The sequence below is a fragment of the Halomonas alimentaria genome (assembly GCF_009902005.1).
GTDB classification, from domain to species: domain Bacteria; phylum Pseudomonadota; class Gammaproteobacteria; order Pseudomonadales; family Halomonadaceae; genus Halomonas; species Halomonas alimentaria.
Genome location: NZ_WUTT01000001.1, coordinates 569,857 through 595,433 on the forward strand (window position 1 = coordinate 569,857; position 25,577 = coordinate 595,433).

General features: G+C 67.2%; 23 protein-coding genes and 1 riboswitch. Of the genes, 15 read left to right on the forward strand and 8 right to left on the reverse strand.

Annotated features, from left to right (window positions below; all coding sequences use genetic code 11):
* The first annotated feature begins 151 nt into the window (after nucleotides 1-151).
* On the forward strand, nucleotides 152-832 hold the full coding sequence (locus tag GRB96_RS02790) for a CBS domain-containing protein (RefSeq protein WP_161430347.1): 681 nt from the start codon (nucleotides 152-154) through the stop codon (nucleotides 830-832).
* A 106-nt stretch (nucleotides 833-938) separates the two neighbouring features.
* On the opposite strand, the gene GRB96_RS02795 is transcribed toward GRB96_RS02790, so the two are convergent.
* From GRB96_RS02795 to GRB96_RS02805, 3 genes are all read right to left on the reverse strand, one after another.
* A complete protein-coding gene (locus GRB96_RS02795) occupies nucleotides 939-2,093 on the reverse strand; it encodes an aminotransferase class V-fold PLP-dependent enzyme (protein WP_161430348.1) in 1,155 nt (384 codons plus the stop codon).
* A gap of 108 nt (nucleotides 2,094-2,201) precedes the next feature.
* Nucleotides 2,202-4,367: a phosphate acetyltransferase gene (pta, locus tag GRB96_RS02800; RefSeq protein ID WP_161430349.1), complete on the reverse strand. Its 2,166-nt coding sequence runs from the start codon at nucleotides 4,365-4,367 to the stop codon at nucleotides 2,202-2,204.
* Nucleotides 4,364-5,548 (reverse strand): acetate/propionate family kinase, encoded by a 1,185-nt coding sequence (locus tag GRB96_RS02805; protein WP_161430350.1) that lies wholly within the window; start codon nucleotides 5,546-5,548, stop codon nucleotides 4,364-4,366. Before GRB96_RS02805 ends, pta begins: the two co-directional genes overlap by 4 nt.
* A gap of 133 nt (nucleotides 5,549-5,681) precedes the next feature.
* On the opposite strand from GRB96_RS02805, the gene GRB96_RS02810 reads away from it, so the two are divergent.
* Nucleotides 5,682-6,593 (forward strand): DMT family transporter, encoded by a 912-nt coding sequence (locus tag GRB96_RS02810; RefSeq protein WP_161430351.1) that lies wholly within the window; start codon nucleotides 5,682-5,684, stop codon nucleotides 6,591-6,593.
* Nucleotides 6,594-6,600: 7 nt separating this feature from the next.
* Here the strand turns inward: GRB96_RS02810 and GRB96_RS02815 are convergent, their stop codons facing one another.
* Nucleotides 6,601-7,470 (reverse strand): diacylglycerol/lipid kinase family protein, encoded by an 870-nt coding sequence (locus GRB96_RS02815; protein ID WP_161430352.1) that lies wholly within the window; start codon nucleotides 7,468-7,470, stop codon nucleotides 6,601-6,603.
* A gap of 176 nt (nucleotides 7,471-7,646) precedes the next feature.
* Here GRB96_RS02815 and GRB96_RS02820 point away from each other — a divergent pair, with 176 nt between their 5' ends.
* Nucleotides 7,647-8,147, forward strand: coding sequence for a porin family protein (locus tag GRB96_RS02820; RefSeq protein WP_161430353.1), 501 nt, complete (start codon nucleotides 7,647-7,649; stop codon nucleotides 8,145-8,147).
* A gap of 61 nt (nucleotides 8,148-8,208) precedes the next feature.
* Here the strand turns inward: GRB96_RS02820 and thiC are convergent, their stop codons facing one another.
* The 3 genes from thiC to rne form a co-directional block, all read right to left on the reverse strand.
* On the reverse strand, nucleotides 8,209-10,098 hold the full coding sequence (thiC, locus tag GRB96_RS02825; RefSeq protein ID WP_161430354.1) for a phosphomethylpyrimidine synthase ThiC: 1,890 nt from the start codon (nucleotides 10,096-10,098) through the stop codon (nucleotides 8,209-8,211).
* A 65-nt stretch (nucleotides 10,099-10,163) separates the two neighbouring features.
* Nucleotides 10,164-10,285, reverse strand: a riboswitch (TPP riboswitch).
* Nucleotides 10,286-10,331: 46 nt separating this feature from the next.
* Nucleotides 10,332-11,153 carry an IclR family transcriptional regulator gene (locus GRB96_RS02830; RefSeq protein ID WP_161430355.1) on the reverse strand — a complete coding sequence of 274 codons (822 nt, stop codon included), beginning with the start codon at nucleotides 11,151-11,153 and terminating at the stop codon, nucleotides 10,332-10,334.
* Between the two features lie 134 nt (nucleotides 11,154-11,287).
* Entirely contained in the window at nucleotides 11,288-14,014 is a 2,727-nt protein-coding gene (gene rne / locus GRB96_RS02835; RefSeq protein ID WP_161430356.1) for a ribonuclease E, read from the reverse strand.
* 564 nt (nucleotides 14,015-14,578) lie between these two features.
* On the opposite strand from rne, the gene GRB96_RS02840 reads away from it, so the two are divergent.
* From GRB96_RS02840 to sppA, 3 genes are read left to right on the forward strand one after another with little or no spacing between them, the layout of a single operon-like run.
* Entirely contained in the window at nucleotides 14,579-15,526 is a 948-nt protein-coding gene (locus GRB96_RS02840) for an RluA family pseudouridine synthase (protein ID WP_161430357.1), read from the forward strand.
* A gap of 9 nt (nucleotides 15,527-15,535) precedes the next feature.
* The gene (locus GRB96_RS02845) at nucleotides 15,536-16,189 is read left to right on the forward strand and encodes an HAD-IA family hydrolase (protein WP_161430358.1); all 654 of its coding nucleotides are present in this window, start codon (nucleotides 15,536-15,538) and stop codon (nucleotides 16,187-16,189) included.
* A gap of 3 nt (nucleotides 16,190-16,192) precedes the next feature.
* Nucleotides 16,193-17,290, forward strand: coding sequence for a signal peptide peptidase SppA (gene sppA, locus GRB96_RS02850; RefSeq protein WP_161430359.1), 1,098 nt, complete (start codon nucleotides 16,193-16,195; stop codon nucleotides 17,288-17,290).
* A gap of 130 nt (nucleotides 17,291-17,420) precedes the next feature.
* On the opposite strand, the gene GRB96_RS02855 is transcribed toward sppA, so the two are convergent.
* Nucleotides 17,421-18,014: a Maf family protein gene (locus GRB96_RS02855; RefSeq protein ID WP_161430360.1), complete on the reverse strand. Its 594-nt coding sequence runs from the start codon at nucleotides 18,012-18,014 to the stop codon at nucleotides 17,421-17,423.
* 101 nt (nucleotides 18,015-18,115) lie between these two features.
* On the opposite strand from GRB96_RS02855, the gene GRB96_RS02860 reads away from it, so the two are divergent.
* From GRB96_RS02860 to mltG, 9 genes are all read left to right on the forward strand, one after another.
* Nucleotides 18,116-18,643: a YceD family protein gene (locus GRB96_RS02860; RefSeq protein WP_161430361.1), complete on the forward strand. Its 528-nt coding sequence runs from the start codon at nucleotides 18,116-18,118 to the stop codon at nucleotides 18,641-18,643.
* A gap of 32 nt (nucleotides 18,644-18,675) precedes the next feature.
* Nucleotides 18,676-18,846 (forward strand): 50S ribosomal protein L32, encoded by a 171-nt coding sequence (gene rpmF / locus GRB96_RS02865; RefSeq protein WP_161430362.1) that lies wholly within the window; start codon nucleotides 18,676-18,678, stop codon nucleotides 18,844-18,846.
* Between the two features lie 45 nt (nucleotides 18,847-18,891).
* Nucleotides 18,892-19,953: a phosphate acyltransferase PlsX gene (plsX, locus tag GRB96_RS02870; protein WP_161430363.1), complete on the forward strand. Its 1,062-nt coding sequence runs from the start codon at nucleotides 18,892-18,894 to the stop codon at nucleotides 19,951-19,953.
* Between the two features lie 17 nt (nucleotides 19,954-19,970).
* Entirely contained in the window at nucleotides 19,971-20,930 is a 960-nt protein-coding gene (fabD, locus tag GRB96_RS02875) for an ACP S-malonyltransferase (RefSeq protein WP_161430364.1), read from the forward strand.
* 31 nt (nucleotides 20,931-20,961) lie between these two features.
* Nucleotides 20,962-21,705 carry a 3-oxoacyl-ACP reductase FabG gene (gene fabG, locus GRB96_RS02880; RefSeq protein WP_161430365.1) on the forward strand — a complete coding sequence of 248 codons (744 nt, stop codon included), beginning with the start codon at nucleotides 20,962-20,964 and terminating at the stop codon, nucleotides 21,703-21,705.
* Between the two features lie 133 nt (nucleotides 21,706-21,838).
* Nucleotides 21,839-22,072, forward strand: a complete 234-nt coding sequence (gene acpP / locus GRB96_RS02885; RefSeq protein ID WP_008956801.1) for an acyl carrier protein — start codon at nucleotides 21,839-21,841, stop codon at nucleotides 22,070-22,072.
* A gap of 211 nt (nucleotides 22,073-22,283) precedes the next feature.
* Complete coding sequence (fabF, locus tag GRB96_RS02890; RefSeq protein ID WP_161430366.1) at nucleotides 22,284-23,522, forward strand: beta-ketoacyl-ACP synthase II; 1,239 nt, start codon at nucleotides 22,284-22,286, stop codon at nucleotides 23,520-23,522.
* A gap of 17 nt (nucleotides 23,523-23,539) precedes the next feature.
* On the forward strand, nucleotides 23,540-24,343 hold the full coding sequence (pabC, locus tag GRB96_RS02895; RefSeq protein ID WP_161430367.1) for an aminodeoxychorismate lyase: 804 nt from the start codon (nucleotides 23,540-23,542) through the stop codon (nucleotides 24,341-24,343).
* A 25-nt stretch (nucleotides 24,344-24,368) separates the two neighbouring features.
* Nucleotides 24,369-25,373, forward strand: coding sequence for an endolytic transglycosylase MltG (gene mltG / locus GRB96_RS02900; RefSeq protein ID WP_161430368.1), 1,005 nt, complete (start codon nucleotides 24,369-24,371; stop codon nucleotides 25,371-25,373).
* The last annotated feature ends 204 nt before the right edge of the window (nucleotides 25,374-25,577 follow it).

Below are 25,577 nucleotides of genomic sequence, written 5' to 3' on the forward strand. Positions count from 1 at the left end.
AAGCGAAGCGGGCAAATATACCAGTCTGGCCGGCAGGCTTCGACCGGAGCCCTCGATCCTGCGTTGACAGTTTTTGGCCTGGATCAAGGCGAAGCGTTCAGGGCATTGCTATGTTGCTTGTACAAGCCCCTGAACCCGCTGGAGAACATCGATGCAAGCCGCCGATATCATGACCCGTAATGTCATCACCGTAGGCCGAGACAGTGAAGTGCGCGAGATCGCCAGCCTGCTGCTCGAACATGGCATCAGTGCCGTGCCGGTGGTGGACGAGGCCGACAAGGTGCTGGGCATCGTCAGCGAGGGCGACCTGATCCGCCGCGTCGAGGACGACAAGCGCAACAAGTCCTGGTGGCTGCGGCTGTTCGCCGTCAACGATCCCGGCGAGTACGTCAAGTCACACGGGCGTCGCGCCCACGAGATCATGACCCCCGACCCGCTCACCATCGACGAGACGATGCCACTGGCGAAGATCTCGCGCCTGCTGGAGAAGCACCACATCAAGCGTGTGCCGGTGGTGAAGGAGGGCAAGCTGGTGGGCATCGTCAGCCGCGCCAACCTGCTTCAGGGCTTCGCCGTGGCCGGCCCCGAGGCCTCTGCCAGTGCCGATGATCGCGAGATCCGCGAGGCGATCCTCAAGGAGATCGACGAGAACACCGGCGTGATGGTCGACCGTATCAACGTCATCGTCAGCCAGGGCAAGGTGGAGCTCTGGGGGCTGGTGGAGAGCGACAAGGAGCGCATGGCGGTGCAGGTCGCGGCCGAGAACACGGGAGGCGTCAAGGAGGTCAAGAACAACCTGGGCTACGTACCGCGTGGTTTCGGGGCAGCCTGATCGTCGCATCAACGAGTGACAGCAAGCGAAGCCTGACAACGTGAAGAGGGCGGCCCAGGGGCCGCCCTCTTCGTATCATGCATGCCGTGATCGCCTGCGGATCCCCTCACGCCTCGTCGGGCGGAGTCGAGACCGGCTCCGAGACCTTCTCCAGAGCCTGGCGCAGGGTGTCGATGGTGCGCTGGTGATGGTGGAGCTTCTCGAGGCCGAACAGCCCGATGCGGAAGGTCTGGAAACCTTCCCCTTCGTCGCACATCAGCGGTACGCCGCCGGCGACCTGCAGCCCCGCCTCGGCGAAGCGGCCGACGATGCCGGGGTCGTCGGTATAGCAGACCACCACGCCGGGGGATTCGTAGCCGGGGGCGGCCACGCTCTTGTAGCCGAAGTCGGCGAGCACTTCACGCACGCCGCTACCCAGCGCCTGCTGCTCGTCACGGACCTTGTCGAGGCCGTACTGCTCGATCTCCAGCATGACGTCGCGCAGCGTCACCAGGCCATCGGTGGGCAGGGTGGCGTGATAGGCATGGCCGCCATTCTCGTAGGCTTCCATGATCGAGAGCCACTTCTTCAGGTCACAGGCGAAGCTGGTGCTGGTGGTCTCCTCGATGGTCTCGCGGGCCAGGCGGGAGAGCATCACCATGGCGCAGCAGGGCGATGCACTCCAACCCTTCTGCGGCGCGCTAATCACCACATCGACGCCGAGGTCCTGCATGTCCACCCACATGGTGCCGGAGGCGATGCAGTCGAGCACGAACAGGCCGCCCTCCTCGTGGATGGCATCGGCCACCTGACGGATGTAGTCGTCGGGCAGCATCATGCCCGAGGAGGTTTCCACGTGGGGGGCGAAGACGATGTCGGGCTGGGTGTCGCGAATGGTGTCGATCACGTCCTGCAGCGGCGCGGGGGCAAACGGCGAGGTAGTGTCATCCTCGTCGAGGCGACGCGCCTTGCGCACGTTGATGTCTGCCGGGATGTGGCCCATCTCGAGGATCTGGCTCCAGCGGTAGCTGAACCAGCCGTTGCGCAGTATCAGGGCGCGCCGGCCCTTGGTGAACTGGCGGGCGACGGCCTCCATGCCGAAGGTGCCGCTGCCGGGGACGATGACCACACTATGGGCGTTGTAGACTTCCTTGAGGTGCGAGGAGACCTCGCGCATCACCTCCTGGAAGCGCGCCGACATGTGGTTCAGCGAGCGGTCGGTATAGACCACCGAGTATTCCAGCAGGCCATCGGGGTCGACATCGGGAAGCAAGCCGGGCATCTCTTTCTCCATCTTGGTTCTGGCCTTCCAGGACGAAGGCAACGGGTTCCTCAAGCATATTCCGATTGGCCAGCCGCGGCCAGTCACCGCGGCTGCTGCCTGGATGGCTCAGTCTGCCTGGGCCGCCTGGATGGCGGTCAGCGCAATGGTGTAGACGATGTCATCCACCAGGGCGCCCCGGGAGAGGTCGTTCACCGGCTTATTGAGGCCCTGCAGCATGGGGCCGACGCTGACCACATGGGCGCTGCGCTGCACCGCCTTGTAGGTGGTGTTGCCGGTGTTGAGGTCGGGGAAGACGAACACCGTGGCGCGGCCGGCCACCGGGGAATCCGGTGCCTTCTGGCGGCCCACGCTTTCGATGGCTGCGGCGTCGTACTGCAGAGGGCCGTCGATGCATAGGTCCGGTGCGCGCTCCCGGGCCAGCCGGGTGGCCTGGCGCACCTTCTCCACGTCGGCGCCGGAGCCGGACTCGCCGGTGGAGTAGCTGATCATCGCCACCCGCGGCTCGATGCCGAAGGCCGCCGCCGAGCGGGCGCTCTGGATGGCGATCTCGGCCAGGGTCTCGGCGTCGGGGTCCGGGTTCACCGCGCAGTCGCCATAGACCACCACCTGTTCGGGCAGCAGCATGAAGAAGATCGACGACACCTGGCGGTAGTCCGGGGATGTCTTGATCAGCTGGAAGGCGGGACGCACGGTGTTGGCCGTGGTGTGCACCGCCCCGGAGACCAGGCCGTCGACCTCGTCCTCGGCGAGCATCATGGTGCCGAGCACCACGTTGTCCTGCAGCTGATCCTCGGCGGTGAGCTCGTTCACCTTGCCGGCACGGCGCTCCACCATGGGCGCCACGTAGCGCTGGCGGATGGCGGCGGGGTCGATGATCTCGAGCCCCTCTGGCAGCTCGATGCCGCGCTGACTGGCCACCTCCTGGATCTCCTCGCGCCTGCCGAGCAGCACGCAGCGGGCGATGCCGCGCTGCTGGCAGATCACCGCGGCCTCCACGGTGCGTGGCTCGTTGCCTTCCGGCAGCACGATGCGCCGGTCGGCACGCTGGGCCAGCTGTACCAGCTGATGGCGGAAGGCGGCGGGGGAGAGCCGGCGCGGATAGCCCCGACTCAGGGTCTCCTTGAGCCATGGCAGGTCGAGGTGGCCGGCGACGAAGCGCGTCACCTGCTCGGCGCGTTTGGCATCGTCGATGGGGATGTCGTTGGCCATGCGGTCGAGGCGCTTGGCGGTATCGAAGCTGTCCGAGTCCACCGCCAGCACCGGCAGGCCACTGCGCAGCGCGGGACGGCAGATATCCACCATCGACTCGCTGGGCCGCTCGCCGTGGGTGAGCAGTACGCCTGCCAGCGGCACGCCATTCATGGTGGAGAGTGCGGAGGCCAGCAGGATGTCGTCGCGATCGCCCGGGGAGACGATCAGCCGCCCCGGCTTGAACACGTGAAGCGCCCGGGAGGCGCTGCGCGCACACAGGCTGGTGCCCATCACCCGGCGCGTGGAGGCCTCGCCCTCGTGCAGGAACTGGGCGCCCAGCGCGCGGGCCACATCGATGACCCGCGGCGCGGAGAGGGCGTCGTGCCAGGGCACGGCGCCGATCAGCCGGAACTGCTGGCCATCCAGGGCGGGCAGGTACTGGCGCAGGGTGTCGGCCAGTTCGCCGTTGGTGTGCGCGGCCAGTTCGGGAGCGGCGAGCGGGGGCGCGGTGGCCGTTTCCGGCAGCGGGCGCACGCGCATCAGGATGCAGCCCAGGGTGCGCGAGGAGCGCGCGCCGTCGAAGGGCTGGGCATGGATATCGAGCTGCTCCGCCAGCTGGCGGGGATCGCTCAGGTCACCGTCGGCCACCAGGATCACCCTGGCATCCAGGGCGCGGGCCAGCTCGGCGTTGAGCTGGCCGGCATAACTGCTCTGAGGGCTGGCCACCAGGCCCTCGACCACCACCAGGTCGGGGCGTGTCTCCTCCTCGCCGGCGGCGGCTCGCGTGTGCCTGGCGACCGCCTCCTCCATCAGGTCGGCGATGCGGTCGTCGCGCAGCAGCCGCTCCACGCGCATCTGTGGCAGTGGCTCGGGGGGTGTCAGCCCCAGGGTGCTGCGAGCCAGCGCCGTTGAGCGGTCCGGACCGGGCCCGTTGAACTCATCCTGACGGAAGGGTCGCAGGAAGCTGGCCTTGAGGCCCAGGGTGTCCAGGGCGCGAATCAGCCCCAGGCAGGCGGAGGTGAGGCCGACACCGGTGCCGGTGGGCACCAGCAGCAGGGTGCGGGGATCGGGACGCGTCATGCGGGAGTCTCGCTGAGGAGTTGGCGGGTCTCGAAGGCGATCTGGCCCTCTTCGTCGGTAGGGATCACCCAGAGTTCGGGCCCGGCGGCGCCGGCATCGATGCGCCCTTCCTGGCCGCCCACGGTCTCGGCGTTGGCCGTGGCCGAGAGGCGCAGCCCGAAGTGGGGCAGGGCCTCTATCACCCGGGCACGCACCGCGCTGGCATTCTCGCCGATGCCGCCGGTAAAGACGATACCGTCGAGTCGCGGCAGGGAGCAGGAGAGGGCGGCCAGGGACTTGGCGATGCGATAGCAGAACACCTCGATGGCGAGTTCGGCGCCGGGATGGTGCTCGGCGGCGGCCTGTTCCAGGCGGCGCATGTCGTTGGAGATCCCGGAGAGGCCCAGCAGGCCGCTCTCCTTGTTGAGCAGGGTGTCGATACGCTCCAGCGACCAGCCGAGCTGCCGGCCCAGGTGGGCGTGCAGCCCGGGGTCGACGTCGCCGCTGCGGGTGCCCATCACCAGGCCCTCCAGGGGAGTCAGGCCCATGCTGGTATCCACGCTCTGGCCCTGCCACACGGCGCAGGTCGAGCAGCCATTGCCCAGATGGGCAACCAGCCAGCCGCCATGGGCGCGGGTGGAGAGATGATCGACGCGCCCGCTGACGTAGGCGTGGCTGCTGCCATGGAAGCCGTAGCGACGGATGCCGTGCTGGGCATAGAGGTGCTGGGGCAGGGCGTAGCGGTAGGCGCGCGGCGGCAGGCTCTGGTGGAAGGCGGTATCGAACACCGCGACCTGGGGCAATGCCGGGAACAGCGCCAGGGTGGCGCGCACCCCCACCAGGTTGGCGGGGTTGTGCAGCGGAGCCAGGGCGCCGGTGGTCTCGATGGCGCGCAGCACGGCGGGGTCGATACGCGTGGCGCCGGTAAAGCGCTCGCCGCCGTGCACGATACGGTGGCCCACCGCGGCGGGGGGCGGGCCGCCCAGGCGCTCGAGGATCACGGCCATGGCTTCGGCGTGGTCGGCGCCGTGCAGGGGCTGCGAGAACTCGCGTCCGTCGGCATCGACCCCCTTCAGGCGCGCATCGTTGCCGCCCAGGCGCTCGGCCAGGCCCGACTGGCGAGGCAGGGCCGGGTCCTCGGGTACCAGGGCATACTTGATGGAGGAGGAGCCGCAGTTGATCACCAGGACCGGGTCGCGCATCGGGTAGTCTCGTGGACAGGGTGAGACGTTAGGCTAACATGGTGACCCGCCACCGGCAGTGGCCGTTGCTTGATACCCGTCATGTTCCGGGTCGAAGGCCCTGCCCACCAGACCGTTCGCGCAAGGAAGCCCCATGTCTCAAGCCTCCGCTCTCCCTCGCCCGCTGGCCATTGCGCTGCTGTGCAGCGTGGCCACACTGTTTGCCACCAATCATGTCGCCGCCCGGGTCGCCTTCGATGAGGGCACCGGGCTGCTGCTGGCGATCCTGGTACGCTCCAGCGTGGCGGTGGTGGTGCTCGGTACCCTGGTGATGCTCCAGCGCAAGTCGCTGCGTCTGCCGGCAGGTACCGCTGGCTGGCAGCTGCTGGTGGGGCTGCTGGTGGTGGTGCAGAGCCTCTCCCTCTATTCGGCGGTGGCACGCATCCCGGTGGTGGTGGCGCTGCTGCTGATGAATACGCTGCCGATCCAGCTGGCGTTGATCAGCTGGGCGATGGGCGGGCCGCGCCCGACAGCGCGAGCGGCACTGATCATGGGGGTGATTCTCGCCGGGCTGGTGGTGGTGCTGGACGTGCCGACCTGGCTCGCCGACCCCGATGCCATGGGCCCCGACTGGTTCCTCGGCGTGGGGCTGGGGCTGGCGGCCGCCTTCGTCTTCGCCTGGGCGCTATGGATCACCGAACATCGCCTGGCCGAGGTGGGCAGCACCCTGCGTAGCCTGCTGACCATGCTCACGGTGCTGGTCAGCATGCTGGCGGCTGGCGCCGCCGGCCTGGTTCCGGGTGGCATGGATCTTCCGCAGAGCCTCGCCGGTGCCTGGGGGCTGGCCGCGCTGGGACTCTTCTATGGCGTGGCCTTCTCCATCCTGTTCATCAGCGTGCCGCGCCTGGACATGGCGCGCAACGCCCCGGCGATGAACATGGAGCCGGTGGCGGCGCTGGTTCTGGGTTACCTGGTCCTCGGCCAGACGCTGTCGCCCATTCAGCTGCTGGGGGGCGGTATGGTACTGGCGGGCATCGTGATCCTCGGGCTGTCGAAGCAGGAGTGAGGGCGGCTCAGCAGGGCCCGACAATCACTCGTAGCGCCGCAGGCTCGACGCGTAGCGTCAGCTCCCGGAAGTGGCCCAACGACTCGCCGTCGGCGGTCACCCGGTGCCCGTGATGCATGGCGATGCGGCATGTCGACGGCCGGCGCACCAGCACGCTGTCGTCATCCTGCGGCGTATGGCCGAGCAGGCGAGTGACCATAAAGGTCCACAGCAGCCGCCACCAGGGTCGGGGGCGCACAACGACCAGGGTCAGGTGGCCATCCCGGGCACAGGCGCCCGGCACCTTTGAACCGCCACCGAAGAAGGCCCCGGAGGCGATGGCCAGCGACAGCCAGCGCTCCTCGAGGATCTCGTGGTCGATCTCGAGGCGCGCCTGGAAGCCCCGCATCAGCCCCAGGCGACGCAGCTGAGGCAGCACGGCGGCATAGCTGAAGCGCCCCAGCCAGCGCTTGAGGCGCGGTGAGGCCTGAGTGGCTGGCAGGGTGCCGAGGCCTACGTGGACCACGTTGAGGAACAGCTGGTCATCGAGCCAGCCGACATCGACCCGTGCGATCGGGGCCCGCGCGACCAGCTCGCAGAGGGCATCGGGATCCTCCGGCAGGCCGAGGTTCCTGGCGAAGTCGTTGGCGGTGCCCGACGGCAGCACGCCCAGGATGGCCCCGCAGGCATGACACGCGCGAGCAGCCCGGTTGACCGAGCCGTCGCCGCCCGCGACCAGCACGATATCGTCGGCCGAAAGCGTCGTCTCCCAATCATCCTCGGCGAGATCACGCACCTGCAGCGAGGTGATGCCGGCGCGCTCGAGGCGTGGCTTCCAGAAGCCCGCGCCGCGGGAGCCGTTGCCGGCCCGGGTATTGGCGATCAACCAGTGGCGCATCCTCGGGTCCTGTCCAGCGTGAAGGCTCAGTATAGCCGGGAGGGCAGGTGGGCGGCATGTCGCCACTCGGCGACGCGGCGTAGCGCAACTTTACACATTTGTCCCTTGATACATTGTCGTAGAGGGACCACACTTATCGGCGTTAGGAAACGGTGTTCATTAATGAGGAGTACGTCATGAAGACCCTGACCATTGCCGCTCTGACTTCCGCCCTGTTCGCCGCCGGCGCCACCGCTGCCCAGGCCCAGCAGCCTCCCTATCCCCAGGGCTATGTGGGTGGTGACGCCATGTTCTGGGAGGTCGATCCCGATGGTCGTGCCGACAGCCGTGATGGCACCGGCCTGCGCGTCAACGGTGGTCTGAAGTTCAACGACTACTTCGCCGTGGAGGGCCACCTGGGTGGCGGCGGCTCCGATGGGAGCGTGGAGCTCGACTCCCTGGTGGGCCTCTATGCCAAGGGCATCCTGCCGGTTTCCCAGGAGTTTCGCCTCTACGGCCTGGCCGGCATGACCGACGTGGACTTCGACGTCGACAGCGAGTCTGGCTTCTCCTACGGCGCCGGTGCCGAGTTCGATGTGGCGCCCAACCTGGCCCTGGGTGCCGACTATATGCGCTACCTCGACGAGGACCAGTACGACTTCGACGCGGCCAGCGTGGGTGTGCGCTACCGCTTCTGATCGTCGCTGGCAGTAGCCACCAATGACGACGCCCCCACCGATTGGTGGGGGCGTCGTCTTGTCAGACCGGCTTGTAGAGTTCGGCACCCTGGGCGCGGAACTTCTCCGCCTGGGCCTCCATGCCCTGCATCACGGCCTCGGCATCGCCGTCCAGGTTGTGCTTGGCCGCATAGTCACGCACCTCCTGGGTGATCTTCATCGAGCAGAACTTGGGGCCGCACATGGAGCAGAAGTGCGCCACCTTGGCCGAGTCCTTGGGTAGCGTCTCGTCGTGGTACTCCCGGGCGGTATCTGGGTCCAGGCCGAGGTTGAACTGGTCCTCCCAGCGAAACTCGAAGCGCGCCTTGGACAGGGCGTTGTCGCGGCGCTGGGCGGCCGGGTGGCCCTTGGCCAGGTCGGCGGCGTGGGCGGCGATCTTGTAGGTGATGATGCCGGTCTTCACATCTTCCTTGTTGGGTAGACCCAGGTGCTCCTTGGGGGTCACGTAGCAGAGCATGGCGCAGCCATACCAGCCGATCATCGCCGCACCGATGCCGGAGGTGATGTGGTCGTAGCCCGGCGCGATGTCGGTGGTCAGCGGCCCAAGGGTGTAGAAGGGCGCCTCATCGCACTCGATGAGCTGCTTGTCCATGTTCTCCTTGATCAGGTGCATCGGCACATGGCCCGGGCCCTCGATCATCACCTGGACGTCGTGCTTCCAGGCGATGCGGGTCAGCTCGCCCAGGGTCTCGAGCTCGGCGAACTGCGCCTCGTCATTGGCGTCGGCCACCGAGCCCGGGCGCAGGCCATCGCCCAGCGAGAAGGCGACATCGTAGCGCTTGCAGATCTCGCAGATCTCCTCGAAATGGGTGTAGAGGAAGCTCTCCTGGTGATGGAAGAGGCACCACTTGGCCATGATCGAGCCGCCACGGGAGACGATGCCGGTGACCCGCTTGGCGGTCAGCGGCACGTAGCGCAGCAGCACCCCGGCGTGGATGGTGAAGTAGTCGACGCCCTGTTCGGCCTGCTCGATCAGGGTGTCGCGGAACACCTCCCAGGTGAGATCCTCGGCCACGCCGTTGACCTTCTCCAGGGCCTGGTAGATCGGCACGGTGCCGATCGGCACCGGGGCATTGCGGATGATCCACTCGCGGGTCTCGTGGATGTTCTGCCCGGTGGAGAGGTCCATGATGGTGTCCGCGCCCCAGCGGATGCCCCAGGTCATCTTGTCGACCTCGTCCTCGATCGAGGAGGTGACCGCCGAGTTGCCGAGGTTGCCGTTGATCTTCACCAGGAAGTTGCGGCCGATGATCATCGGTTCGGATTCGGGATGGTTGATGTTGCAGGGAATGATGGCGCGGCCGGCGGCGACCTCATCACGCACGAACTCGGGTGTGATCTCTTCCGGCAATCGGGCACCAAACCCTTGACCGGCGTGCTGATGGCCGAGGATGCGCTCCACCTCCTGGCTGCCGAGCTGCTGTCGCCGCTGGTTCTCACGGATGGCGATGAACTCCATCTCCGGGGTCACGATGCCCTGGCGCGCGTAGTGGAGCTGGGTGACGTTCTTGTCCGCCTTTGCGCGTCTTGGAGAGCGAGTCAGGTCGAAGCGCAGGTTGGCGAGCATGGGATCATTGGCGCGGCGCCGTCCGTACTCGGAGGTCGGGCCATCGAGCCACTCCGTGTCGCCGCGCGCCTCGATCCAGTCGCGGCGCAGCTCCGGCAGGCCGCGGCGCAGGTCGATCTCGGCCTCGGGGTCGGTGTAGGGGCCGGAGGTGTCGTAGACCAGCAACGGCGGGTTTTCTTCATCGGCGCCGGAGGTTCTGGTCGGCGACAGCGCGATCTCGCGGAAGGGGACGCGGATATCGGGGCGTGAACCCGTCACATAGACCTTGCGCGAGCCGGGTAGCGGCTGGATGGCGGCGGCGTCGACGCGGGCGCGTTCGGCGAGGAAGTGGTTGGTGTTGCTCATCGGTGCTCTCCCCTTGGGTTTGGCATTATCAGGGAGGACAGCGGACAGGGGGCGCGGCAGGTGGTCCTGCTCGGTCGCTTGATCCCTACGCTGGTCCTAACCAGTTCAGGTTCAACGGGATCCATGCTGTGTCTCTGGTAGAGAGGCATGATCTCAGCCGTCTTCAACGGCACCCCGTCAAGCGTGGTTGCCGACGACTCGGGGTCGTCGACGGGTGTTTGCCGGTCGCGTCGCTAGACGCTGCTGGCAGTGTGGTGCTGGGTAAGCATGGCGTCGCTGTCGATAGCGGCGATGGCGTTAGCGGCTCGCTGAAGTGCCGGCAGGCACTCCAGCGCCTTCTCTCGCGTGAGGCGCATGATAGGTGCCTGAATCGCGATGCCGATATTGGACTTGCCGCCCTGGGGGTTGTTGGCCAGCACGGCAATGCATAGCAGCCCTGACAGGAACTCCTCGTCGTCGAAGGCGTAGCCCTGTTGGCGTACCGCGTCGATCTCCTGTTCCAGCTGGTCCATATCGGTCAAGGTGTTTGTCGTGAAGGCCTTGAGAGGCGCCTCGCCCAGCAGGCGTCTACGCTGGGCCGGCGACATCTGTGCCAGAAACAGCTTGCCGCTGGCGGAGCAGTGCACCGGCACCCGTGATCCGGGATGGAGGTAAAACCGCAGGGCCTCCGAGGTTTCGACCCGGTCCAGGTAGAGGACTTCGCTTCCCGACAAGGCGGTGATGTTACAGCTCTCGCCCACCTCGTCGACCAGCTGACTCAGCACGGCGTGACGCGCGCCATGCACGGTATCGTTGAGCAGCAGGTTCTCGGCCAGCCGGCGCAGGCGATTGCCCTTGCCATAGTGGCGGCTGTCGGCCTCACGCTGCAGCATGCCGGAGCCCTCGAGCTGCTGCAGCATGCGGTGCAGCGTCGGCTTGGGCATGCCGGTCTCCTCCACCAGGCTTTGCAAGGTGAAGAAATGATCCTTGTCAGCGATGACTTCCAGCAGCGCCAGCAGGCGCTGTGCAGGAGTGTCGCCTTCTATACGCGTCGTCTCGGTCTTGTGACTGGTCATGGCAGGTCTCCCTTGTGTGCTCAAGGTAGCGTGTTCTGTAAAAGAAATCAATTTGTACCGTTTTACGAGATTTAGTGTTGACCTTTCTCGGGGAGGCGGCTAGATTTGAGTCAAGTTTCGTTATACGGAACTTTTCATACCATAAAAAATATATCGATCGCATTCAGGAGGCCCCATGAGCACAGACAACACCACAGATACCCGTCAGGTCGTGGAAGGCAAGCAGAAGATGACGCCCTCGGAGGCCTTCGCTCTGCCTTAGGGGCTTCGGCCTTGGGCGCTTCGGGCTTGGGCTCTGCCTTCGGTGCTTCGGCCTTGGGTGCCTCGGGCTTGGACTCTGCCTTCGGGGCTTCGGCCTTGGTTACCTCGGGCTTGGCTTCTGACTTGGGGGCTTCAGCCTTGGGCGCCTCGGGCTTGGGCTCTGCCTTCGGGGCTTCGGCCTTGGGTGCCTCGGGCTTGGACTCTGCCTTCGGGGCTTCTGCCTTCGGCGCCTCGGACTTGGCCTCGGCCTTCACGGGCTCGGCCTGGCTGGCGTCGTCCTGGTCAGCGGCCTTGGCGGCTTCCGCCTGCAATCGCTGCTGCTCTTCGAGCGCCTTGGGGCTGATGGCGTGCTGACGGCTGCGGTTGCGCGGGTTGTTGCGCGTCCGCTTGGGCTTGCCGTCATCGACCGGTGCATCGCTCCTGGCGTCGGCCGACTTGCTGGCGTCATCCTGCTTCTGGGGTTCGGCCGGCTTCTGGGTGGCACGCGGGTCGCGCTTCTCACCACCGTTCTGGCGGCGGTTGTCGTCGCGCCCCCTGGTGGCGTCCTGCTGTCGCGCCTGGCGGCTCTCTTCCTGGCGATTGCTGTCCTGACGGCCACGGTTGCGGCCGCCGCGGCTACCGCGGTTGTCGTTGCCTTCCGCCTTGCCGTCAGTGCGCTCGTTGTCCTGGCGCGACGCGCCACGCCGCTCCTCGCTGCGCGGGCGGCGCTGACGGGTGTTGCGTCCGCCGCGCTCCTCCTCACGGGGGGCGGACTTGCGCTCACCCTTGTCGCTGCCTGCGGGAGCCGCAGCAGGGGTCGACTTCCTGGCGGTGTCGCCCGATGGCGCCTCATCGCCACCCAGCAGCTTGCTGAGTCCCTTGACCAGACGACCGAGCACGCCGCCCTGGGGCTCCACGGCTACCGGCGGGGCACTGCGTCGGGGTGCGGCGGCCTTGGCAGGGGCGGCCGGCGCTTCCTGCTTCGCCGGCGCCTCCTGCTGCAGGGAGGCAGGTGCCGGTTCGTGGTGAATCACGGTCTTCACCGCGGCTTCGGCGCGCTGCACCGGCTTGCCGAAGGAGGCCTCGGGCTCCTTGCCTACCTCGGTGTCGAGGGGGAGCTCGAAGCTGGATTTCTGGCTGCCGTCCTCCTCGACGTGGTCGTCACGCAGGCGCTGGACGTCGTAGTGGGGGGTGTCCATATCGGGGTTGGGCAGCAGCACGACCCGGACATCCTGGCGACGCTCGATGTCGGCCAGCACCTTGCGCTTCTCGTTGAGCAGGTAGGTCGCCACCGGCACCGGCAGGATGGCGCGGATCTGGGCGCTGCGCTCCTTCATCGCCTCTTCTTCGATGAGACGCATGATGGAGAGCGAGATGGAGCGCACGTCGCGGATGGTGCCCTGGCCGTTACAGCGCGGGCAGACCACGCCACTGGTCTCGCCCAGCGAGGGGCGCAGGCGCTGGCGTGACATCTCCATCAGGCCGAAGCGCGAGATGCGGCCGATCTGCACCCGAGCCCGGTCGAGCTTGAGGGCGTCGCGCATGCGGTTCTCGACCTCGCGCTGGTTGCGCGCAGGGCTCATGTCGATGAAGTCGATCACCACCAGGCCGCCGATATCACGCAGGCGCAACTGGCGAGCGGTCTCGTCGGCCGCCTCCAGGTTGGTCTGCAGGGCCGTCTCCTCGATGTCGCTGCCACGGGTGGCGCGCGCCGAGTTGATATCGATGGAGACCAGCGCCTCGGTATGGTCGATGACGATGGAGCCCCCGGAAGGCAGCTTCACCTCGCGCTCGTAGGCGGTCTCGATCTGCGACTCGATCTGGAAGCGCGAGAAGAGCGGCACCTCGTCGACGTAGAGCTTGATCTTCTGCTGGTAGGAGGGCATCACCTGGCGGATAAAGGCCAGCGCCTCCTCGTGTACCGCGGGGCTGTCGATCAGCACCTCGCCGATATCCTGGCGCAGGTAGTCGCGCATGGCGCGGATGATGACGTTGGACTCGCGGTAGATCAGGAAGGGGGCAGGGCGCTTGCCGGCCTCGGCGGTGATCGACTCCCACACCTGAACCAGGTAGTCGAGGTCCCACTGCAACTCCTCGGGGCTGCGGCCGATACCCGCGGTGCGCACGATCAGGCCCATGCGGTCCGGCACGCTGAGCTGGTTCATGGCCTCCTTGAGCTGGCTGCGCTCCTCGCCCTCGATGCGCCGCGAGATGCCGCCGGCCTTGGGGTTGTTGGGCATCAGCACCAGGAAGCGGCCAGCCAGGGAGATGAAGGTGGTCAGGGCGGCGCCCTTGTTGCCACGCTCTTCCTTGTCGACCTGAACGATCACCTCCTGGCCCTCTTTCAGCACCTCCTTGATGCTGGGGCGACCATCGGGATCCTTGACGAAGTACTCGCGGGAGATCTCCTTGAGGGGGAGGAAGCCGTGACGGTCGGCGCCGAAGTCGACGAAGGCGGCTTCGAGGGAAGGCTCTATGCGGGTGATCTTGCCCCGATAGATATTGGCTTTCTTCTGTTCCCGGGCACCGGATTCGATGTCCAGATCGTAGAGGCGTTGTCCATCGACCAGCGCGACGCGCAGCTCTTCGGGCTGGGTCGCATTGATGAGCATCCGTTTCATGTTGACTCGCACTATATGGCGCCGGCGAGCGCGACGTGGCGAACCGCTGTGTGCTGCGTGCCTGTGCTCAGCGCATGTCACGGATGCGCAGCTGCGTCCGACCGCGTCGCTCCCGGTGGGGCAGCGCCGCGGCATGAGCCTGTTGAGTACGGGGCGGGGGCAGGACATGTCTCGGCGGGCGTCACCCATCCGGCCCTGCGGTCACCGCCAACACCTGGCATTCATCGATTCGCCTACGCCGGCCTCCGGCACGCTGTTGAACGTGTCCCGTGGCCTGCCGTCGCTCCGTGACTGGGGTAGCGGCGGGGGGATCCGGGCGTGGCGCGTTTATCGCTGTATCGCTTGTCTCTTGCAACGGGCGGCGGGACGTCTTGGCGTCGTCGCGGCCTGATATTTTCGCTCCGGCCTGCGTGTCTGTCGGGCAGGCGCCTTGCGGGTGCAATGATGCCCATTGGAGCGACTTGGCAATATAACAGCAAGCACGGTTACCAGCAATTGGCGCGGCGGGGCGAACACTGCGTTAGAATGCGCCCTTTCGCAGGTTCTGAGCAGTGGAGTCTCGGCATGGCCGAAGGGCGCGACGTACAGTGGATAGAGGTCACGGAAGGGCAGGACGGCCAGCGGGTCGACAACTTCCTGATGACGCGCATCAAGGGAGCGCCGCGAGCGCTGATCTATCGCATCGTGCGCAAGGGCGAGGTGCGTGTGAACAAGAAGCGCGTCAAGCCCGATACCCGTCTGGCCACGGGGGACCTGGTGCGTATCCCGCCGCTGAAGCTGTCGCCTCGCGAGGCGGTACGCGAGGTGAGCGATAACCTGCGCAACCTGCTGGCCGGCAGTGTGCTGGTGGAGGGGCGTGACTGGCTGGTGATCAACAAGCCCTCGGGGCTGGCCGTGCACGGCGGCAGCGGGGTCAAGATCGGCCTGATCGAGGCGTTGCGCCAGGTGCGCGAGGATCTCGACTTCCTGGAGCTGGTGCACCGGCTGGATCGCGATACCTCGGGCTGCCTGCTGCTGGCCAAGTCACGGCCGGCCCTGCTGGCGCTCAACACCTCGCTCAAGCAGCAGCAGATGGACAAGCGCTACCTGGCGCTGGTGGCGGGGCGCTGGCCCGCACGCCGTGACTTCGTGGCGGCTCGCCTGGATCGCTACACCCTGGCCAACGGCGAGCGCCGCGTGCGTGTCGACGCCGAGGGCAAGGTAGCCCGCACCCGTTTCGCGGTGCATGAGGCCTTTCCGAAGGTGAGCCTGCTGGAGGCGGAGCCGGTCACCGGTCGTACCCATCAGATCCGCGTTCATGCGGCCCACGCCGGACACCCGCTGCTCGGTGACGACAAGTATGGTACCCGGGAAAGCCAGCAGCTTGCCGCGCGGCTCGGCCTCTCGCGACTGTTCCTGCATGCCGAGTCGCTGGCCTTTCCCGAACCGACCAGCGGCCGTGAGGTGCGTATCCGCGCGCCGCTGCCCGACGATCTCGAGTCGGTGTTGACCCGCGCCCGCGAGGCCCTCTGAGGAGACGACATGCGCTATCGACTGGTGATCTTCGATTGGGACGGGACCCTGATGGACTCCGCGGCGCGGATCGTCGCCTGCATGCAGGCGGCCTCGCGGGACGCCGGCTGGGGTGAGCTCGCGCCGGAGAGCATCCGCAATATCATCGGCCTGGGGCTTCCCGAGGCCATCGCCTCCCTGTGTCCGGGCATCGATGCGGAGCGCGCCGAACTGCTGCGCAGCCGCTATGCCTGGCATTTCGTCGAGGGCAACGACACGCCCATGTCCTTCTTCCCCGAGGTGGAGGGTGGGCTGGCCGAGCTGCATATGCGGCCCGGGCAACGCCTGGCGGTGGCCACCGGCAAGAGCCGCCGCGGCCTCGACCGCGTCTTCCTGGAGAGCAACAGCGGGCACTGGTTCCACGCCAGTCGGACCGCCGACGAGACCCGCTCCAAACCCCACCCGCTGATGCTCGAGCAGCTGCTTGCCGAACTCGAGGTGCCGCTGGCGGAGGCCGTCATGGTGGGTGATACCGAGTATGACCTGGAGATGGCGCGCGCCATCGGCATGGATCGCGTGGCGGTTACCTGGGGTGTGCATGCGCCCGAGCGCCTGTCGGCGAGCCTGCCGACCTTCACCGCCGAAGCGGTGCCGGAACTGTTCGACTGGCTACAGGGGAGATAGACGATGTCCGATGAGCGCAACGAGCATGAGGAGGGGCGCGACCCCTGGACTCAGGGACCCGAGCTGAGTCGCGACGAGGCCCGGGAACGGCGCCGGGCGAGCGATGCGGATGAGCTGCCTGCCGCCGAGGATGCCGAGGCGCTGCGCGAGCGCCAGCGCCTCGAGCAGACGGCGATGATGGGCCGCTGGATCGACGGCGTGCTTGCCGAGCAGCGTCGTTCACGCCGCTGGAAGCTCTTCTTTCGCTTCCTGTTCGCGGCGCTGATCGCGGCCTCCCTGTCGGTGACCCTCTACGGCCTGCTGGCCGGGCCATCCGCGGTGGGTGGGGCGGAGGGCCCGCACCTGGGCGTGGTCAAGGTGGAGGGAGTGATCGATGCCGACGGAACCGCCAGTGCGCAGCGCATCAATGCGGGGCTTAAGCGCGCCTGGGAAGCCGAGCAGAGCCGGGCGGTGGTGCTGCATATCAACAGCCCCGGGGGTAGCCCGGTGCAGTCCCAGCGCATCTTCGACGAGGTCATGCGGCTGCGCGGCGAGGGCGACAAGCCGATCATCGCGGTGATCGAGGATATCGGCGCCAGCGGTGCCTACTATATTGCCGCCGGTGCCGATGAGATCATTGCCGCCCCGGCCAGCCTGGTGGGTTCCATCGGGGTGATCTACTCGAGCTTCGGATTCCAGGAGGCCATCGACCGGTTGGGCGTCGAGCGTCGGGTCTACACCGCCGGAGACAACAAGGCCTTCCTGGACCCCTTCTCGGAAGTGGCTCCGGAGCAGCGTGAGTTCTGGCAGTCGGTGCTGGAGAGCACCCATGACCAGTTCATCGCCGCGGTACGCGAAGGGCGAGGAGAGCGGTTGAGTGATGACGACGCCCTGTTCAGCGGCCTCGTCTGGAGTGGTGAGCAGGCCCTGGAATTCGGCCTGGTGGACGCCCTGGGCAGTCTCGATACCCTGGCGCGGGAGCGGCTTTCCGAGCCCAAACTGCGCGACTACACCCCTCGCCTGGATCCCTTCGAGCGCCTGTCGCGCCAATTTGGCCGGGTGGCCATGGAGTGGCTGGGGCTGCCGCGGGCCGAGTCGCCGGTGCGTTATCAGCTGCCTTGAAGCAGGTTGCTGAAGACGCGGCTTTTCCGGCGGCAGGCCTACGAGGAGGCGCTGTGAACCCCTCCCTGGGCGCTACCGATGCCATCCCTGGCATAGGACCTCCTCTTCGGCCTGCCCCCGGCGCCGCTGCCTACTCGGTGGCAGCGCCTAGCGGGTCGAGGCCCGCCTCGCGCAGCAGGGCGCAGAGCCGGATCAGTGGCAGGCCGATCAAGGTGTTGGGGTCGTCGCCCTCGAGGCGTTCGAAGAGGGTGATCCCGAGCCCCTCCATACGGAAGCTGCCGGCGCACTCCAGCGGCTTCTCCCGTTCCACATAGTTCGCGATCTCCTTTTCGCTGAGCGCGCGAAACACCACGTCATAGGTCTCGTGGCAGACTCGGTGACGGCCGTGGCGGGTATCCACCAGCGCCAGGCCGGTCACGAAACGCACCCGGTTGCCGGAAAATCGTGCCAGCTGGGCGCGAGCGGCGGCAAGGTCGGCGGGCTTGCCGAGGACCTCGCCTGCGAACAGCGCAATCTGGTCGGAGCCGATGATCAGGTGCTGCGGCCACTCGTCTGCCAGGTGCTGTGCCTTGGTCAGCGCCAGGCGGTGTACCAGGCCGCTGGGTGATTCGCCGGGACGCGGGGTCTCGTCGATGTCGGGGCTCTGCCAGGCGTAGGGGAGTTCCAGGCGGTCGAGAAGCTGGCGTCGCCAGCGCGAACCGGAGGCGAGGACGAGGCGCGGCATGCAGGGGTCTCCAGGGTGTCGATAGCGCCGCAGGGTAGCATGAAGCCAAGTGCCACGGCGGCTTTGACAGGGGCGGGGGGAGTGCCTATCATTGCGCGCCTATGTTGACCACACGACTCCCTGGCAGGGTCGAGCCCTACAAGCTCGCCGCCCGCGCCGAACACCTGGAAGGGCTGATGGCCCTTGACGCCTTTGCGCGATTGACCGAAGCGGTCGGTCAGCAGCATGGCGACGTCGAGGTGTGGCTGGATTTCAGCGTCGACCCCCAGGGGCGTCGCGAGATCCACGGGCGGCTGCGCGCCACGCTGCAGCTGCCCTGCCGGCGTTGCCTGCGCCCCATGGCGCAGGACGTCGAGAGCCAGTTCCTTCTCGGCATGGTCACCAGCGACGCCCTGGCGGCCGAGTTGCCCAGCACCCATGAGCCGGTGCTGGTGGAAGACGAACAGCTGAACCTGCTGACGGTGGTCGAGGATGAACTGATCCTCAGCCTTCCCCAGGTGGTTTACCACGATGAGGCCGACTGTGCGGTCTCACGCGACCAGCTGACCAGCGGGGAGGATGCCGTGGCATCCAGCGAGCCCGCAGCCAGCCCCTTCGACGTGCTCCGGCACCTCAAGGGAAAATCCTGATTCATTACCGATTCACTCTGGAGTGACATCCCATGGCAGTTCAACAGAACCGCAAGACCCGTTCCAAGCGCGGCATGCGTCGCAGCCACGACGCCCTGAGCGCCCCGGCCCTGTCCCAGGACAAGGAGACCGGTGCCACTCACCTGCGCCACCACGTCTCTCCGGATGGCTTCTACCGTGGTCGCAAGGTCGTCGACGCTTAAGTCGACGACGCGACCTGCGGTGACCCCTGGCTCCTGACCCCCTTCATGCGGATCGCTATCGATGCGATGGGGGGGGACCTCGGACCCCGTGCCACAGTGCGCGGTGCCGCCGGGGCAGCCCTCCAGGACACCCGTCTCGCGCTGCGACTGTTCGGCCCACGGGCTCGACTGGAGCGTGAGATTGCCAGCCTGCCGCGGCGTCTCGCCGCGGCCGGTTCGCGTCTGGAGGTCGTGGATGCCCCCGATGAGATTGCCCCGGGGCTGCGCCCCTCCGAGGCGCTGCGCCATGGCCGCGACAGCAGCATGGCGCGCATGCTTGATTGCGTAGCCTCGGGTGAGGCCTGTGCCGGGGTCAGTGGCGGCAACACCGGGGCCTTGATGGCCCTGGGGCGGCGCGCGCTCGGGACCGTGGCCGGTATTCCCCGGCCAGCGATCAGCACCGCGATTCCCACGCGCGACCAGGGGCGTTGCTACCTGCTCGACCTGGGCGCCAATGTCGAGGCCTCCGCCGACCGTCTGGTGGACTTCGCCCGCATGGGCGAGGTAATGGCGCGCCATGTGGATGGCCTGGTGCGGCCGCGGGTGGCGCTGCTCAACGTCGGCGTCGAGGGCACCAAGGGCACCGCCAGCGTGCGCCAGGCAGATGCCCGGCTGCGCGAGCTGCCGGAGTTCGCCTACGGCGGCTACGTCGAAGGCGACGGTATCTTCGCCGGGGCCGCGGATGTGGTGGTGTGCGACGGCTTCGTCGGCAACGCCGTGCTCAAGGCCAGCGAGGGCCTGGCTCGGATGCTGGTCGCGCGGGTCCAGCAGACCTTCGAGGCCCACTGGGGGAGTCGCCTGGTGGGTCTGGCGGCACGACCAGCGCTGCGTCGCCTGCGTGGCGAGCTCGACCCGGTGCGCTACAACGGGGCCAGCCTGTTGGGGCTTTCGGGTATCGTGGTGAAGAGCCACGGCGGCGCCGACGCCGAGGGCTTCCGCTATGCCGTGCTGCGCGCCGTGCAGGAGGTGGAGCATGATCTCCCGCGGCGGCTGGCGCGGGAGTTGGGCGGAGCTCCACGGCATTCTACTTCTCGCCTCGGTGTGACCGGCGGCGATGACAGGCAATAAAAGCAAAGGTGACCAAGATGACTCAACCGCTCGCCCTCGTGTTTCCCGGACAGGGTTCCCAGCAGGTCGGCATGCTGCGGGAGCTGGCGGAGCGCTACAGCGTGGTGGGCACGACCTTCGAGGAAGCCTCCGAGGCCCTCGGGTATGACCTCTGGCAGGTAGTCCAGGAGGGCCCCGCCGAGGCGCTGAACGCCACCGCCTGTACCCAGCCTGCGCTGCTCACCGCCAGTGTGGCGATCTGGCGCATCTGGCAGGAGCTCGAGGGGCCGCGCCCCGGTGCCATGGCCGGCCATAGCCTCGGCGAGTACAGCGCCATGGTCTGCGCCGGGGTGATGCCCTTCGCCGAGGGGGTCAGGCTGGTCAAGCTGCGCGGTGAGGCCATGCAGGCCGCGGTGCCGGCGGGGCAGGGTGCCATGGCGGCGATCCTGGGGCTCGACGACGCGGTGGTGGAGCAGGCCTGTGCCGAGGCGGCTCATGGCGATGTGGTCTCGGCGGTGAACTACAATGCTCCGGGACAGGTGGTGATCGCCGGCAGCAAGGCGGCCGTGGAGCGCGCCATCGTGGGCTGTCAGGAAGCGGGCGCCAAGCGTGCCATGCCGCTGCCGGTCTCGGTCCCCTCTCACTGCGCGTTGATGGAGCCGGCCGCCGAGCGCCTGGCTGCCGCGCTGGGTGAGGTGACACTCAAAGCGCCGCGTTATACCGTGATTCAGAACGTCGATGCCCAGGCCCATGCCGATGTCGAGACCCTGCGCACGCGGTTGATCGAACAGCTCTATCGTCCGGTACGCTGGACTTCCTGCGTCGAGGCCATGAGCGAGCGCGGTGCCGAGGTCTTCATCGAGTGTGGGCCGGGCAAGGTGCTCACCGGCCTGGGCAAGCGTATCGCTCGCGGCAGCAAGGGCCTGGCGGTCAATGACCCCGACAGCCTCGATGCGGCCCTGGAGCTGGCGCGCGGCGTGGCAGCCAACCACGGTTGATCTCTTTTCACAGGACGAAGGCGTAACTTTCATGACTAGCGAAACCAGAGTCGCCCTGGTCACCGGGGCCAGTCGCGGCATCGGCCGGGCCATCGCCCACGAGCTGGGCCGCCAGGGGCGCATCGTGATCGGTACCGCGACCAGCGATGCCGGCGCCGAGAAGATCGATGCCGACCTCAAGGCCCGGGGCATCCAGGGTGCCGGTCGGCGTCTCGATGTCACCGACCAGGCCAGCGTCGACGGCCTGGTCAAGGCGATTACCGAGGAGTTCGGCGCACCGACCATCCTGGTCAACAATGCCGGGATTACCCGTGACAACCTGCTGATGCGCATGAAGGAAGGGGAGTGGGACGACGTCGTCGACACCAACCTCAAGTCGGTCTATCGCGTCAGCAAGGCTTGCCTGCGCGGCATGACCCGGGCGCGCTTCGGCCGCATCGTCAGCATCAGTTCGGTGGTGGCCAGCATGGGCAACCTGGGGCAGACCAACTATGCTGCCGCCAAGGCGGGCATGGAGGGCTTCACCCGGGCTCTGGCTCGTGAAGTGGCCTCGCGTGCTATCACTGTCAATGCGGTGGCGCCGGGCTTCATCGCCACCGACATGACCGAGGCGCTGCCCGAGGAGCAGCACAAGGCACTGCTCACGCAGATTCCGCTGGCGCGCCTCGGCCAGCCCGAGGAGATCGCCGCGGCGGTGGGCTTCCTCACCGGCGAGACAGCCAGCTACATCACCGGCGAGATTCTGCATGTCAATGGCGGCATGAACATGCGTTGAGAGGTGCCGGGTCCGGCGGTTGCGCCGGCCCCGGGGGCTCTATACACTACCCCGCAGCTTCCGGCTTGCGGATCTGGAACCCCAAACGGCTGGTCATCTGGACGGCCAATGTGAACGACTGGAGTACGTCATAATGAGCACCATCGAAGAGCGCGTTAAGAAGGTTGTGGCCGAGCGCCTGAACGTCAAGGAAGAGGACATCCAGAACAGCTCCTCCTTCACCGAGGACCTGGGTGCCGACTCCCTGGATACCGTCGAGCTGGTCATGGCGCTCGAGGAGGAGTTCGATACCGAGATTCCCGACGAGGAAGCCGAGAAGATCACCACCGTTCAGGAAGCCATCGACTACGTCAACGCCCACCAGTAAGTCTGGTGGCGGTCGATACCGCTTGCTGATGCTCGGGGCCGTCCTCGCCGGAACGGCCCCTGGAAAGCCGCCCCGAGGGGCGGCTTTTTCGCACCCGGACGGTTCTCATGTGCGCCGCCGGGGCGGCATCTCGCGGGGAGACTCGTTATAATGCGCCGAAACAGGCGGCCCGGTCGGGCCGCAATCATCCTGGACGCCTGGAGGAACGCTGATGACACGTAGACGGGTAGTGGTGACCGGCTTGGGCCTGGTCACGCCGGTGGGGAATTCCGTGGAAGAGAGCTGGCGCAACATCGTGGCCGGCAACAGCGGTATCGCCCCCATCGAGCACTTCGATGTCAGCGGCTTCAACACGCGCTTCGGCGGTTCGGTGAAGGACTTCGATATCAGTCCCTACCTGAATCCCAAGGAAGCCCGCAAGATGGACCTGTTCATCCAGTATGGGGTGGCGGCCGGGGCGCAGGCGATCCAGGATGCCGGCATCGAGTGCACGGAAGAGAACGCCGATCGCATCGGTGTGGCTATCGGTTCCGGCATCGGCGGGCTGCCGATGATCGAACACAACCATAGTGCCCTGCTCAAGAGTGGGCCGCGGCGCATCTCGCCGTTCTTCGTGCCGGGGTCGATCATCAACATGATCTCCGGCAACCTGGCGATCCAGCATGGCTTCCGCGGTCCCAACATCGCGATCACCACCGCCTGCACCACCGGTACCCACAACATCGGCTACAGCGCCCGCACCATCGCCTATGGCGATGCCGACGTGATGGTCTGTGGTGGCGCGGAGATGGCCACCACCCCGCTGGGCCTTGGCGGCTTCTCGGCGGCGCGGGCGCTGTCCACGCGTAACGATGATCCCCAGGCGGCCAGTCGGCCCTGGGACCGCGACCGCGATGGCTTCGTGCTCTCCGACGGTGCCGGCGTGCTGGTGCTGGAGGAGTATGAGCATGCCAAGGCGCGCGGAGCGACCATCTATGCGGAAATGGCCGGTTTCGGCATGAGCGATGATGCCTATCACATGACCGCCCCGCCCGAGGACGGCAGCGGTGCGGCTCTCTCCATGGCCAACGCCGTGCGGGATGCACGTCTCGACCCGTCCTCGATCGACTATATCAACGCCCACGGCACCTCGACCCCCGCCGGCGACCTGGCCGAGAGCCGGGCGGTGCAGAAGGTGATGGGCGAGGCGGCCAGGTCGGTGGCGGTGAGCTCCACCAAGTCGATGATCGGTCACCTGCTGGGGGCGGCCGGCGCCGTCGAGGCGGTGTTCTCGATTCTCGCGATCCGAGACCAGGTGGCGCCGCCCACCATCAACCTGGACAACCCCCAGGAGGGCTGCGAGCTCGACTATGTGCCCCACACTGCCCGTGAGATGAAGATCGACGTGGCGCTGTCGAACTCCTTCGGCTTTGGTGGTACCAACGGCACCCTGGTCTTCACCCGGGTCTGAGGCGGGTGGAGCCGCGCGTGAGTGAGCAGGCTGCCTGGCCGCTGGACGATCGCGGCGCCGCTTACGGTGATGGCCTCTTCGAGACCATCCTGGTCAGGGGTGGCCGCCCACTGCTGTGGGACGAGCACTTGGCGCGGCTGGCCCGGGGATGCCATGTTCTGGGCATTCCCATGCCGGCAGAGCATGACCTGGCCGCCCCCCTGGCCGAGGCGGGGCCTGGGCTCGAGGTGCTCAAGCTGACTCTCACCCGGGGCAGCGGCGGGCGCGGCTATCGCCCGCCGGCGGCCCCCGAACCGCGGCTTCGCTGGCAACTCGCCGACTTCGCCCCCGCCGAGTCGCGCTGGCAGACGGGGGTGCGGGTACGTCACTGTCGGCTACGCCTCGCCAGCCAGCCGCTGCTCGCCGGGATCAAGCACCTCAATCGTCTCGAGAATGTGCTGGCACGTGCCGAGTGGAACGATGATGCGATCGCCGAAGGGCTGCTCCGCGATGACGCAGGGCGGCTGGTCGAGGCCACTGCCATGAACCTCTTCTGGCAACGCGCCGGTCGCCTGGAGACCCCGCACCTCGCACGTTGCGGGGTGGCGGGCACCCTGCGCGAGGCGTTGATCTCCCGCCTCGATATCCATGAGGTCGAGGCGGGGGACGAGGCGCTGACGAATGCCGAGGCGGTTTGGCTTGGCAACTCCGTGCAGGGCGTCTGGCCGGTCGTGTGCCTCGATGATGCCGCGGGTGTCGAACGGCGTCGCTGGTCGCTCGGGGTCACGCATCGCACCTTTCAGGCCGAGGCCCATGCCTTGCTGGGCTATCCCTGCCCCTGAACCCTACTGACTCACGAGGACTCCGATGCGGCGAGTGCTGATCTTCCTGCTTGTGCTGGCCATGGTGGCCGCGGCGGCGCTGTTCGGTGGCTATCGCTACTGGCAGTCGCGCCTGGCGGCTCCCATCGCGATCAGCGAGACGATGCTCTACGAGGTGCCCCGCGGGGCCGGCTACCATCGTGTGGTGGGCGACCTGGCGGCCCAGGGCGTGATCGAGGATGACTGGGCCTTCCGTGCCCTGGCGCGCCTCGAGCCTGAAAGCCTGCCGCGACTGCGCCCCGGGGAGTTCCGGCTGGAGCCCGGCATGAGCGGTCGCGAACTGCTCGAGCTGCTGGGCAGCGACCGCCTGGTGAGCTATCCGCTGACCATTCCCGAGGGCTGGACCTTCCGCCAGATGAGAGCCGCCCTGGATGCGGCGCCCAAGCTGGAGCACCGTACCGAGGGGCTCGACGCCGAGGAGGTGATGGCGCTGCTCGACCGCGAGGGTACGCATCCGGAGGGCTGGTTCTTTCCCGATACCTACCTCTACCACAAGGGCGCGAGCGACCTGGAGATTCTCGAGCAGGCGCTCTCGCGCATGGAGGAGACCCTCGAGGAGGTCTGGGCGCAGCGCGCCGACGACCTGCCGTTCGAGACCCCCTACGAGGCGCTGATCATGGCCTCACTGATCGAGCGCGAGACGGGGGCCCCCGAGGAGCGTCGCGAGATCGCCGGGGTCTTCAAGCGTCGCCTGGAGCGTGGCATGCGCCTGCAGACAGATCCCACCGTGATCTACGGCATGGGGGAGCGCTACGAGGGCAACATCACCCGCGCCGACCTGCGCGAGGCCACACCCTACAACACCTATGTCATCGCCGGCATGCCGCCGACGCCGATTGCACTGCCGGGGCGGGCCTCGCTGGAAGCCGCGGTCGACCCGCTGCCCGGTGAGACGCTCTACTTCGTCTCCAAGGGCGATGGTACGCACCATTTCTCGCGCACCCTGCGCGAGCACAATAATGCGGTGAACCGGTATATCCGTAACCGCTGACGGGAGCCGGCATGAGCAATAGAGATTCGGATGTGCCAGCGAGCGACGTCGGGGACACTCCGGAGAGGAGGTCCTACGCCAGGGATGGCGTCGGTAGCGTACAGGGAGGTATTCACAGCGCCTCCTCGACGGTCCGGCGCTCCGGGGAGTGTCGCCGAGAAAGTCGCGAGCGGAATATTGCTCCTGATCAACGAGGCCGTTTCA